At 40.6% G+C, this 12494-nt stretch carries 16 protein-coding genes; all 16 read right to left on the bottom strand.

Annotated elements, in window-relative coordinates:
* Positions 1–7 precede the first annotated feature (7 nt).
* Complete coding sequence (locus CDZ94_RS01185; RefSeq protein ID WP_096434721.1) at positions 8–619, bottom strand: hypothetical protein; 612 nt, start codon at positions 617–619, stop codon at positions 8–10.
* 755 nt (positions 620–1374) lie between these two features.
* Positions 1375–2262 (bottom strand): polyprenyl synthetase family protein, encoded by an 888-nt coding sequence (locus CDZ94_RS01180; protein WP_096434720.1) that lies wholly within the window; start codon positions 2260–2262, stop codon positions 1375–1377.
* A complete protein-coding gene (gene xseB, locus CDZ94_RS01175) occupies positions 2259–2501 on the bottom strand; it encodes an exodeoxyribonuclease VII small subunit (protein WP_096434719.1) in 243 nt (80 codons plus the stop codon). Before xseB ends, CDZ94_RS01180 begins: the two co-directional genes overlap by 4 nt.
* Positions 2494–3870: an exodeoxyribonuclease VII large subunit gene (xseA, locus tag CDZ94_RS01170; protein ID WP_096434718.1), complete on the bottom strand. Its 1377-nt coding sequence runs from the start codon at positions 3868–3870 to the stop codon at positions 2494–2496. Before xseA ends, xseB begins: the two co-directional genes overlap by 8 nt.
* Positions 3871–3882: 12 nt before the next feature.
* Positions 3883–4734: a bifunctional methylenetetrahydrofolate dehydrogenase/methenyltetrahydrofolate cyclohydrolase FolD gene (gene folD, locus CDZ94_RS01165; protein ID WP_096434717.1), complete on the bottom strand. Its 852-nt coding sequence runs from the start codon at positions 4732–4734 to the stop codon at positions 3883–3885.
* Positions 4735–4886: 152 nt separating this feature from the next.
* Positions 4887–5282, bottom strand: a complete 396-nt coding sequence (nusB, locus tag CDZ94_RS01160) for a transcription antitermination factor NusB (protein WP_096434716.1) — start codon at positions 5280–5282, stop codon at positions 4887–4889.
* Between the two features lie 286 nt (positions 5283–5568).
* Complete coding sequence (locus tag CDZ94_RS01155) at positions 5569–5979, bottom strand: Asp23/Gls24 family envelope stress response protein (protein WP_157812006.1); 411 nt, start codon at positions 5977–5979, stop codon at positions 5569–5571.
* A 20-nt stretch (positions 5980–5999) separates the two neighbouring features.
* Positions 6000–7364 (bottom strand): acetyl-CoA carboxylase biotin carboxylase subunit, encoded by a 1365-nt coding sequence (accC, locus tag CDZ94_RS01150; protein WP_096434714.1) that lies wholly within the window; start codon positions 7362–7364, stop codon positions 6000–6002.
* Between the two features lie 12 nt (positions 7365–7376).
* Entirely contained in the window at positions 7377–7898 is a 522-nt protein-coding gene (accB, locus tag CDZ94_RS01145; RefSeq protein ID WP_096434713.1) for an acetyl-CoA carboxylase biotin carboxyl carrier protein, read from the bottom strand.
* A 276-nt stretch (positions 7899–8174) separates the two neighbouring features.
* Entirely contained in the window at positions 8175–8495 is a 321-nt protein-coding gene (locus CDZ94_RS01140) for a hypothetical protein (RefSeq protein ID WP_096434712.1), read from the bottom strand.
* Positions 8496–8674: 179 nt separating this feature from the next.
* Positions 8675–9292 (bottom strand): SpoIIIAH-like family protein, encoded by a 618-nt coding sequence (locus tag CDZ94_RS01135; protein WP_096434711.1) that lies wholly within the window; start codon positions 9290–9292, stop codon positions 8675–8677.
* The gene (gene spoIIIAG / locus CDZ94_RS01130) at positions 9293–9961 is read right to left on the bottom strand and encodes a stage III sporulation protein AG (RefSeq protein WP_096434710.1); all 669 of its coding nucleotides are present in this window, start codon (positions 9959–9961) and stop codon (positions 9293–9295) included.
* Complete coding sequence (gene spoIIIAF, locus CDZ94_RS01125; protein ID WP_096434709.1) at positions 9958–10617, bottom strand: stage III sporulation protein AF; 660 nt, start codon at positions 10615–10617, stop codon at positions 9958–9960. Before spoIIIAF ends, spoIIIAG begins: the two co-directional genes overlap by 4 nt.
* Before the next feature lie 19 nt (positions 10618–10636).
* Positions 10637–11854, bottom strand: coding sequence for a stage III sporulation protein AE (gene spoIIIAE / locus CDZ94_RS01120; protein WP_096434708.1), 1218 nt, complete (start codon positions 11852–11854; stop codon positions 10637–10639).
* A 15-nt stretch (positions 11855–11869) separates the two neighbouring features.
* Positions 11870–12262: a stage III sporulation protein AD gene (gene spoIIIAD, locus CDZ94_RS01115; RefSeq protein WP_096440492.1), complete on the bottom strand. Its 393-nt coding sequence runs from the start codon at positions 12260–12262 to the stop codon at positions 11870–11872.
* A 12-nt stretch (positions 12263–12274) separates the two neighbouring features.
* The gene (gene spoIIIAC / locus CDZ94_RS01110; RefSeq protein WP_096434707.1) at positions 12275–12481 is read right to left on the bottom strand and encodes a stage III sporulation protein AC; all 207 of its coding nucleotides are present in this window, start codon (positions 12479–12481) and stop codon (positions 12275–12277) included.
* Positions 12482–12494: the final 13 nt, after the last annotated feature.

The following is a 12494-nucleotide window of genomic DNA, read 5'->3' as shown; positions in this document are numbered from 1 at the left end:
AAAACCCTCACTTTCGTTTGTTTTTCTTCTTGCCCTTTTTCTGTTTATTGCCATTAAAAATTGTTATTTTCAATTTTACCTCTAAAAAATAAAATAATCTACCCACATGATAGATGATTGGTGTGGAATATTCAATCGCTAGGGTTTTTCCTACAGATTTTCCACCTACTGTTAAGGCTGCCACAATACTAGTAAAAATAACAGAAATAATGAATTGCATGGTTGAACCATCACCATGACCAAGTTGAATAGACAACTGAAGCACGACATATGCAGAGGCTGTACCACTAATGATTCCTGCAATATCTCCGATCACATCATTACAAAAGTTTGCAAACTTGTCTGCATTTCGAGTAATTTGTACAGCTTGTTTAGCTCCCGGCAATTTTTCTGCAGCCATGGCGTGGAAAGGTTTTTCGTTTGCGGCTGTTGCAGCAACACCGATTGTATCAAAAAATACCCCAAGGAGGACGATGATAAAGACAATAATCATTCCGACTCCCCACACAACCCCACTTAAAACCGAGGTCGATATAATCGCAAAAATAGCCGCTAGCACCAAGGTGATAACGGCAATAATCCAGCTCCAATGTAATGATTGTCTAACAGATTCCTTCATGTATACATCATCGATCCTATCCAAGTAGAGTAAGAGAAGTCAAGATTCTTATGATCCTTCATTTTCAAACAATTATGTATCCGAGTGGTCACTTAAAGAGTAAAAACTGCGCCTTAGGTCCAGTAGGTTTTCCCAAACGGATACCTTGGCGTCGCCGCCATGGCGGTTTCCCTTTAAACCCGCCTTGGCGTTGTCACCATACGCCAGACTGGATTACCACTTAGTACGCACTATAATCCTCTTCAAATGTCCAGTGGAACAGTCTAGGAGTTTTCCTCGGCAGTCCTTTCTCATTTTCTATCCTCTTTTGCAGACGCGCTTTCATATGATGATACCAGTATACAATCCTAGTATCCATAATCCCCTCGCAGTCCACTCAAGGCAGGCTACGCTGCTCACAAGTTCCCGAAACTTGCAAAGCAGGTTCATACCCTTCGCCATAGTATTCCCCGGGTAGGGAAACCACAACGGAAGGCCTCCGCGGCTGCAGGGTCCTCGCCCACATGCCATTGTGGATCGCCCTACAGCCTTTACTCCCAGCATTGACCCAAGGCTGGGCGCCTCAAGCCAAAGCTAGGAACTTCATCGATGTGCCCTTTAGCGGATTTTTAGGCCCGCTTTCGAAAATGGAGGACCGACTAGAATACTGCATCACCCGGTCATCTATAGTATACCATGATACGATTTTCAAAGACAATGAGCAACCCTTAGCAAGAAAAACAAGGTTTTCCTATGTTGGTAATGATCTCATTTCGTTAATATGTCCGTTTAGCGATGTAATCGGTCAGCTCATGAAGAAGAAAGTGATCTTTTTCTGTTTTATATAAATATGCTTTTGCTCTGTTGATATGCCAATCCAGTTTATCTTTCGCACCTGCCAAACCAAGTAATTTAGGATAGGTACTTTTTTCATTCTCTTTATCACTGCCAAGCGGCTTGCCGATTTTCTCATTATCGCCTTCAATATCCAGGATATCATCCTTAATTTGAAAGGCCAAGCCTAAATCTCTTGCAAACGCACGGAGCATCGCTTGATCTTCTTTTCCAGCTCCGGCTATTAAAGAACCAGCTTCAATGGAGAAAGAAAGCAATTCTCCTGTTTTATGATCGTGGATATATTCTAGCTCTTCGATTGAGAGACTCCGATTCTCTCCTTCCATATCAGCAACCTGACCTCCTACCATTCCACTCGGTCCCGCTGACTTTGAAAGAAGTAAAACTAGCATCGCCTTGTCAACATCGGTTAAATGACGACTGTTACTGATCACTTCGAAACTGTATGTAAGCAAAGCATCTCCTGCTAAGATCGCCATTGCTTCTCCGAATACGTTGTGATTGGTCGGTTTACCTCTGCGCATATCATCGTTATCCATTGGGGGTAAATCATCGTGAATTAATGAATAAGTATGAATCATTTCTACTGCACAAGCCGTATCGTAACCTCTTTCCAAACTTACTCCATATCCCTTTAAAGTAGCTAATAATAAAGCAGGACGGAGGCGCTTCCCCCCTGCTTGAAGGGAATAATTCATGGCATCTTTTAATACACGAGGGGCTTTAATAGAATTGAGATGGAGAGGGAGACGACGTTCAATTTCTGTGATTTGCTCCGTTAAAAACAGATCCAATGCCGTTTCATTCACTCTCCAGTTTCCTCCTCAATGTCTAAATGTTCGGTTTCTCCATCTTCATTTAAAATCTGATCCATTTGTTTCTCTACTTTTTGCAGACGTTCATGACAGTATTTTGAAAGAGCCATTCCTTGTTGAAACATTTGGATGGCTTCTTCCAAAGGGACATCCCCTTCTTCGAGTTTATCTACAACCCCTTCTAATTGCTCCATTGCGCCTTCAAATGTTTGCGGTTCTTTTTCTTCACTCATCCCGGTCACCTCTTTCAACTTTTTCAATACCAGTATCGTCTTGGCCTGTCACTTCACAATATAGCCGTCCATCTTGTAGTTGAATATGAAGTGATTCTCCTTTGTCAACTTGATCAGCATGTTTAATTAATTCATTCTCACCTTTATAGGCAAGGCTATATCCCCTCTCCATCATTCTAAGAGGGCTTAGCACATCCAGTTTATAAAGAAGGGTTTGGAAAGCTTGTTGTTTTTCTTTTTGATAAGAAAGCATCGCTTTTGAAAAGCGATCTTTTGTTGCTTCAAAAGTCTGCTTTTCCTCAGCAACTCTGTTTTTAGGATGAAATTGTTGTAATGCTTTGTTCGTATATTGAAAAGTTTCCTTTTTTCGAATAAGAAGCCGCTTCGTCTCTTTTTGCAGCAACTCTATGAGTCGATCAAGCTCTTGTTCCTTTTGTTCTACTAACTTTCCTGGATAGCGGAATGCATACGATTGATTAATACGATCCAGGCGGTCTTTTGTAGCTTGAATTCGTTCTGTTGTATAGCGAGTAAGCCTTAACTTTAACTGAGTGACCCGTTCTCTTAATTCACGGTGATCAGGTACCGCAAGTTCTGCAGCTGCAGTAGGGGTTGGCGCACGCAAATCAGCTACAAAATCACTAATCGTGATATCTGTTTCGTGACCAACTGCAGAAATAATAGGAACAGAACTTCGAAAAATTGCTTCGGCAACTTCTTCTTCATTGAATGCCCAAAGCTCTTCAATAGAGCCACCACCTCGTCCAATAATCATCACATCAAAGCCCCCGGCTTCTCCTGCCTGCTGAATCGCCCTAGCAATCGATGGTGCTGCGTGTGGTCCTTGTACGAGAACGGGCAACAAAGTAATTCGAACAAAAGGGAAACGGCGTTTAATTGTAGTAAGAATGTCTCTAACAGCCGCACCAGTTCTCGATGTAATAACGGCAATAGAAACTGGAACAACGGGTATTGTTTTTTTACGCTCTTCTTCAAAATAACCTCTCGCACTCAGTTTCTTTTTCAATTCTTCATATGCTAAATACAAATTACCGATGCCATCAGGCTGCATTTCCTTTGCGTAAAATTGGTACTGTCCGTAAGGCTCATATACACTTACATCACCACGGACAAGAACGTTCATTCCGTTTTCAGGTAAAAACTTCAAGTACCGGTTATTCCCTGCGAACATGACAGACTGAATGCGGGAATGATCATCTTTAAGTGTAAAATACATGTGTCCACGGCTATGCTTCTTAAAGTTTGAAATTTCCGCTCGAATCCATACATTTTGTAAAAAGGGTTCATCGTCGATCACGCGTTTTATATGCCTAGTAAGCCCAGACACTGATAAGAAGTCACGCTCCATGTTAAAATCCCCTTATTTCTCTCTTCTTTTAGCTGACTCAACCGTATTATGTAAAAGCATCGTAATTGTCATCGGACCGACGCCACCTGGTACAGGCGTGAGATAAGATGCTACTTTTTTTGCTTCATCAAATTTCACGTCACCGACTAATTTTCCTTCACTATTTCGGTTGACACCTACATCAATGACAACAGCACCAGGCTTAATAAACTCCTCACCAACCATTTCTTCACGTCCGACCGCCACAATTAAAATATCAGCTTGTTTCGTTATCTCTTTCATGTTTTTCGTTCTTGAATGACAATAAGTCACTGTGGCATGTTCATTTAAGAGTAGTTGCCCGACAGGTTTACCAACAATATTACTTCTGCCAATTATTACAACGTGCTTTCCTTCAATAGGTATCCTTTTCGATTTGATCATTTCTACAATACCAAAAGGTGTGCAAGGGAGGAAGCTTTCTTGCCCGACCATCATTCTGCCGATGTTAATCGGATGAAAGCCATCTACATCCTTTTCAGGTAAAATCGCATCAATTACAGCTTTTTCAGAAATATGATCCGGTAGAGGTAGTTGAACTAAAATCCCGTGAATATGTTCGGCTTCGTTTAAAGCTGTAACCTTGTGTAAAAGTTCTTCTTCCGTTGTATCAACAGGAAGTTTATCCAACTCCGAATGAATCCCTACTTCTTCACATGCTCTTTGCTTACCTTTGACATATGATTGAGATGCAGGGTCTTCCCCTACCAAAATCACCGCTAACCCTGGCGTAATCCCATCTTGTTTTAAAAGCTTAGTTTCTTCCTTCATCTCAATACGCTTTCGTTGCGCAAGTTCCTTACCAGAAATAAGTTCAGCAAACATATAGTATCTCCCCCTGTAATGTGTTTTTAATGGCTTATCTCATAGGACTCTTTACGTAGGCTTTGTTTATTTTGAGCGTCCAACAAGGTGCTTTCGTCGTAAATCAACAGCCATATGATAAAAACCTTTTAAAAAAACTATAGCTATTCTCCCTACTCAAACTCTTTTGCTACATTTGAAAGAACTCCGTTCACAAAGCGGCCAGATTCCTCCTCTCCACTAAAACCTTTAGCTAAATCAATGGCCTCATTTAGGCTGACATTAACCGGGATTTCTTTCTCCCACTTCATCTCATAAACGGCCATTCTTAGAATCGCCCGGTTTACATTGGCAATTCGACTGAGCGACCAATGGTCCATCGCCTTTTCTACATATGCATCGATCTCCATTAAGTGATCGAGCGTTCCGTGGACTAAAACCTTTAGGAAAGACGACATTTCCTCCCCATCTTCTAATACAGCCATGATTGCTTCATCTCTATCTACGTCTGTCATATCTACTTGATATAACGATTGGACTGCTTTAATCCGTGCAATTCTTCGATTCATTTGTTACGTCTCCTTTATTATTTCGTGCCGTTTTCTTTTGCTAACATGCTCTTTTCAAATATAGCATATCTGAGTGTGTCATTACACACTAAGGAAAAATTAGCTCCTTCACTTCTAAAAGGATTCCTCTTTTTTTTACTCTCTACACCCTTATCTTTACGTGAAAAAACCAAAGAAGGCGTCGCCTCTTTGGTTTTTCTTATGTTGAATTTATTAGAAGATGTTCAAAAATTGCGGGACGCCTCGACTTACTCGGCTCATTTCTGCTCCTTTTGAACTCAAACTATTATTGTTCTTTATTCACTGGTTCCTCTTTTTTTTCTACCTCAAGTTGAACACCTACAACGTGTACATTAACGCCCGAAAGTTCAATGGCAGTCATACTTTTCAATGTTTGATAAATGTTCTCCTGGACTTTTTTACAGACATCAGGAATGGAAGCACCATAATTGGTGGTTACGTATACTTCAACCGTAATTCCGTCCTCTTGAAGATCTACTTTAACCCCTTTTCCGTGGCTCGCTTTACGCCCTAGACGCTCCGCTACACCTGAAGCAAAGTTACCGCGCATCGTAGCAACACCGTCAATTTCTGAAGCTGCAAGGCCTGCAATAACTTCAATTACTTCAGGAGAAATTTCAACCTTACCTAAATCCAAATTATCCTCTGACATATCAATCAGGTGGTTATCTTTCATGATCTTCGTCCTCCTTGCCCTTATCCTTCATCACTTTCTGGCTTTAACGGATATTGTTCCAAAAACTTCGTGTTAAAATCACCACTCATAAACACTTCATGACTCATGAGTCTTAAATGGAACGGTATCGTTGTATCAATGCCTTCGATTACAAACTCACTAAGTGCCCTTTTCATACGGGAGACCGCTTCTTCCCTTGTCTCCCCATAGGTAATGACTTTTGCAATCATGGAATCATAGAAAGGACTAATCGTATAACCAGGGAATGCTGCACTATCAACTCTTACACCAAACCCTCCTGGTGGTAAATACACATCAATTTTACCTGGAGAAGGCATGAAATTTTTGTCAGGGTTTTCTGCGTTGATCCGGCACTCAATAGACCACCCTTTAAAAGTGACTTCCTCTTGAGTATAAGAGAGCTCCACACCTGACGCAACTAAAATTTGCTCTTTTATTAAGTCGATCCCAGTGACCATTTCTGTCACGGGATGTTCCACCTGAATTCGTGTATTCATTTCCATAAAATAAAAGTCACCGGTTTGATGGTCGAAAATGAATTCAACAGTTCCAGCGCCAACGTAATCTACCGCTTCAGCAGCTCTTACTGCAGCTTCACCCATTTCAGCTCGCTTTTCCTTTGTAATTGCAGGAGACGGTGTTTCTTCAACAAGCTTTTGAAGACGGCGCTGGATTGAACAGTCACGCTCACCAAGGTGAATGACGTTTCCATGGGTATCAGCTAAGACTTGAATTTCAACGTGACGGAAATTTTCAATATACTTCTCAAGATAAACGCCCGGGTTCCCAAAATTTGCTTGGGCTTCTTTTTGAGTCACAGAAATCCCTTTACGCAGTTCTTGTTCATCTTTTGCAACTCGAATGCCCTTTCCGCCCCCGCCGGCAGTAGCTTTAATAATGACTGGATAGCCAATCCCTTCTGCTACGCGAACACCTTCTTCGATGTTTTCAATAATCCCCTGTGAACCTGGAACAACGGGGACACCGGCTTTTTTCATTGTTTTGCGCGCTACATCTTTTGTGCCCATTTGACTAATGGCTTCAGGACTAGGTCCTATAAAAGTGATATTACAAGCAGAACAAATCTCAGCAAAGTCCGCATTCTCGGCTAAGAACCCGTAACCTGGGTGAATACCGTCCACTTCTGTTAATGTAGCTACACTCATTATGTTTGTGAAGTTTAAATAACTATCTGTGGACGAAGTGGGTCCAATACAATAGGCTTCGTCAGCCATTCGTACGTGAAGCGCATCCCGATCTGCTTCAGAAAATACAGCTACCGTTTCAACACCTAACTCCTTACACGCACGAATAATCCGTACAGCAATTTCTCCTCTGTTTGCAACTAATACTTTTCTTATCATGTTATCCATCCCTTACTCAGGCTTAACCAAGAAGAGTTCTTGACCATATTCGACCAGCTGACCATTTTCAACGAGAACTTCCACAATTTCACCTTTCACTTCAGCTTCTATCTCGTTCATCAGCTTCATCGCTTCAACAATACATACAACACTGTCAACCTTCACTTTGTCGCCTTCATTCACGTAAGCAGAAGAATCAGGTGAAGGCGCTTCATAGAATGTTCCTACCATTGGTGATGTTATCGTATGTAAGCCCTCTCTATTCGTTTCTGTTTGATCACTCGATTTAACTTGCTCATTAGATTGGGTAGCCTGAACTTCGGTTTGACTAACCGTTTGAACAGGGTCTTTTTGCGGAACTTGTTGGGCCTGAGGAACTGATTGAGGCACTTCTCTCACGACCGTTTGTGTTGCTTCGCTTTTTACTTGTTTACGCATCGTAACTTTTTCACCATTTTGTTCATACTTAAATTCATTAATACTAGATTGATCGATAAGTTTAATTAATTCGCGAATTTCCTGAATCTTTAACATGTCATTACACTCCTTGTTTCAATCATATCTTGTCGTTAGATAAAAAATAGAATAAATAATTAAGTTAGAAAATTCCATGTTTTCGTGTCATGTCTTATGAGCAAGTCCTAAATTTATGCTACATTACTTTCACGTAATTGGAAAGTGTTTTCTTATTAAATGTAAAGAAAAGCACGAGTTATTGTAAGCGTTGTCACGAAAATCAATATTTAAAAGCAAGCCTATTTAACACTTTTTTTGGAAGGGTGAGAAAAACCTTCTTCGAGTTGAAGAAGGTTATTGTTCCACCTTATACTCCCGGAATACAGGAATTTCAGACAGATTATCGGGAATCTTCCCTTTTTCCAAAAGAATAATTTTCACAGTATTTTTATTACGAGCCATGTGATACTTCTCGCCATATTCATTGTCTTGTGTAAACTGCTTCAAGCTTTGGTAATCTTCTTCTTGAATAGAAATTGGATCCATATTTCCAGCTGTTTCACTATCTTGAGTAAAACCAACATCAAACTCCACGATTTGGATTTTATCATTTTTAATATTTCTTGTTTGCTCAAGGACGGCTTTGGCGCCTTCTGTTAAGTCAGACCATTCCATTTGGATCTCTCCCTTTTTTTTCAATCAAGTATGTATTAACCGCTTCTTCATCATGTTAGCATTTCCAAGTCGTAATTATACCACTTACAGAAAAGAAATTCATCATTAAATACTAAAAGAAGATGTTCACACTAAAATGGAAGCAGAGGCTAGTCTCTCTGCTTCCATACTGTATCAATTTAATTAGATTGATAGCCTACCCGAATGTTTGTGACGCCCAATTCTTCAAAGGCCATATTATTAATCTGGACAGCTTCCTCTTTTGATAGTTCTTCCGCTTTTACATAAACGCGAACTTGGTCTTCTTCTGTAATGACAAGGGCATCTTCATACCCTTTTGCTTTAATTAATGTTTCAAGCATTTCTTCTTTTTGAGCCATCGTGTGTAAAGATTCCATTCCGTCGTATGCCTCGCTTTGGACATCCGCTGAGGCATCGGCTGAAGCTACAACTTCTGCATAGTCCTCACGTATTTTCCCCCGAGCGTCTTGACGTTGCAGGCGAATTGTATCAAACATTTCATCAGTATTAATATTTCCAAACTCGGAACTTTCAGCCATCATGTCTTCCGCATTCTCAATTTCAATAAAAGTCACATTTTCATCATTTTGAAGCTGCTCCTCTAAATCAACTTCGTCGTCTTCTTCCGTTTCAACAGATGACACTTCCTCACCATCTTCTAGATCCTCCGGCAAGCTTGCAAAATCCTGGTTATTGATATTGATGTAATAAACCGACAGTACAATAATCAAACTTAACATAGTAAGTAACCAGACTGTTTGACGTTTTAATACCATTTACGATTCCCCCTCAGGTTTTTTGGGCATCACCGATACCCGGTGAGATGGTACATCCAGTACTCGGCTGACCGCTTCGACAACCGATGTTTTCACTTGAATGTTATCCACCCCCTTTGCAACAACTAAAACCCCTCGCACACTAGGCTTTTCTACGTTTTGAAGCAATGGCTCCTCTTTGTCTCCACTACGGATAATGACTACTTCCTCATCCTTGGTTACATCTTCGACTTTTCGTTTTCCCCCTTCGCGATCAGTCTCGTCTGTATGTTGCTCTTTTGTATTCACATTTGTTTGATATATTTGTCTTTCTGTTTCAGCCAAATTGACGATTACGGTAACATCGGATACACCTATCATTTGTTCTAACGACTTTTTTAGCTGAGATTCATAGAGTTCCTCGTACTCACCCATCGTTAGCGGACCGTCTGATCTCGATGATTTAAAGACGGGCTCTGCAGACTCGCTCTCTTTCTCCTCCTCTACTTCCATATTTGAAACCTGCAAGGAATTATGGTCATCACCAGATGTAAAAATATTGCCGACTAGCATAAATGCAATTCCAAGGAAAAGAAGCAGAAATAAATACTTTACATTGACCTTTTTCCATTTGCCGACCTCTTTATATTGATCAATCCATGATTGTTTATCGTTTTTTTTATCTGTCATTGGTCTTCTCCCCCCTTCATATAAAGCTGTATTTTATCTTTAGGAATTTGCCATTGCGCAGATAAAAAGTCCTGAATGTCTTCCTTATTGAAGTCCAATGTTTGTTCAGGTAAATCTTCACCTTCATCCTTTTCATATTCTGTATTAATGACTACTGACTGAACCGGTACAATCTCATTTGACTCCTCCTCGTCTTCGTCTCCTTCACTTGCAGGTTGAAGGTGAACATTGACAGATTTGAGCCCTTCAAGAATATGTTCGCTTTCCTCATAGGAAGCCATTTCAATCTCTATAGCTGCGGGCACCATTTCGTAATACTCCTCCAGCTCAGGAGCAACCTCTCTTTTTAATTGGACAGCCACTTGTTCAGAAGTATATGCAAGCTGTCCTTCTTCTATATCCATTTTCTTTTGATCTAGTAAAGTTTCTTCTTGTGAATAATCTCCATCCACCCAGTCAGATACAGAGGTCAACCAATCTTCAGGATCTGTTTTAAAAACGGATAAAATCGGTTGAATCATGACCATTAAAACCATGAGGCCTACAACAAGCTTTACATACCTTTGTAAACTGGAATTTGGCAGAAGCAATTCCAAGATGGCTGCAAAAAGAATCAGCATGATAATATTTGTGACCCACTCGATTACAAACCCCATTGTCTGCCCCCTTTTCGTGTCAGCGCATCATTAAGGAAAGATTGCCTGAAATGATTATGATCGTAATCGCTAAGAAAAACATTAAACAAACAGCTGATAAAGCTGCAAAGACATAAATGACGGATTTACCGATTATTGATAATGATTCAATAATCGGCCCCCCCCCTAAGGGCTGGAGGACAGCTGAAGCAAATGAGTAGATAAGGGCTAACGATAAAACTTTTAAAGCAGGGAAAACGCAGATTAGCAGGAGGACTGCAAGCCCTGCTACACCTACTGTATTTTTGACAAGAACAGAAGCTCCCATGACCGTATCAGCAGCGTCTGTAAACATCCGACCTACAACTGGGACAAAATTTCCAGTGACAAATTTGGCTGTACGAATAGCAATCCCATCAGCTACTGCTGCTGTTGCTCCCTGTACAGAAATAACACCTAAAAACACGGTCAAGAAAAGACCAAGACCCCCAACGGCAATATTTCGTAAAAAATTTGCCAGCTTCGTCACTTTGTAATGTTCTGTCATCGTACTTACTATACTTAACAGAGCTGATAAAAATAATAGCGGGAGAACAAAATATTGTACAAACAGCCCGCTCGTATGGACAAGAAATAGAATCATCGGATGAAACAAAGCCACGGACGTTACACTCCCCATACTTGCCATGAGAACGAGAAGAAGGGGTAACAAGGCAACCATGAAATTCGACATAGCTTCAATTGTTTGCTGTGTAAATTGAATGGTAATATGAAAGCTATTTAAAGCGATGATAAGAAGAACCATGTAGGTTATGGCATAGGCCACTTTGCTAATTGAATGTTTTTCAAAGGCTTGCTGAAGCTGGGCTAAAATCATACTGAATATCGCTAGTAAAATCAGCGTCCCTAGTAATTTCCCATTTGCTATCACTTCATGAAATAAAAACTTAATAAATCCCCAAAGCCACTCTTTGAGAGAAAAGGGCTTGTCTGATTGTAAAAATTCGAGTAGGGAGCCTTTATGACTTTCGGGTAAAAATCCTCCGTAGTCTTCATTAATCCCGTCCCAAAACTCTCGTATATCATCAATTCCAAGCTGTTCGAGCTGATTTTCCACAAACTGTTCCTGGTCGACCACTTCTTCTATTTGTTCTTCTTCTATCTGCCCCTCTTCTGCAGCAACCAAATCAGGCAGAAAGGTGAGGGTAAAGATGGATACTAAGATTATTTTGATGAAAACGTTGCATTTTACCCTCACCCATTTCCACCTCCTTTATGCTTGGGGCAATAACCCAAGCACTGTCTCGATAATTACCGATATAATGGGAATTGCCATCACCATGATCAACACCTTGCCGGCGAGTTCAATTTTTGAAGCCATGGCGCCCTGACCTGCGTCTTTTGCAATTTGGGCACCGAATTCTGCAATATAGGCGATCCCGATTATTTTTAAAATCGTTTGAACATAAACCATATTAATGTTTGCATTTCCTGCTAACTCTTCAAGCATTCCAATGATCTCTGCAATTTTATCTACTAAGAATATAAAAATGAGTACACCAACAAAAACAGTAAGCAGGAATGCGAACATCGGCTTTTGCTCTTTAACAACGAGAGCTAAAAACGTAGCTATTAAACCGAGTCCAACGATTTGAATAATTTCAATGGCAACCACCCCCTAACCTTGGAAGAGGAACACACTGCGGATCGTCTGGAAGAGATCATCAATCACAGAAGCGACCATATATAAAACCACCACAAAAGCGATCAATGTCACCCATTGGGCAATTTCCTCTTTGCCCATTTGTTTTAAGACCGTGTGCATCATGGCTACAACAATACCGACACCGGCAATCTGAAAAATTAAGCTAATATCATAACTCATCGTTAATCCCCTC

It is taken from the genome of Alteribacter populi (genome assembly GCF_002352765.1).
In the GTDB taxonomy this organism is placed as follows: Bacteria; Bacillota; Bacilli; order Bacillales; family Salisediminibacteriaceae; genus Alteribacter; species Alteribacter populi.
The sequence above is the reverse complement of the archived record's forward strand: the minus strand, read 5'-3'. Positions and strand labels throughout refer to the sequence as shown.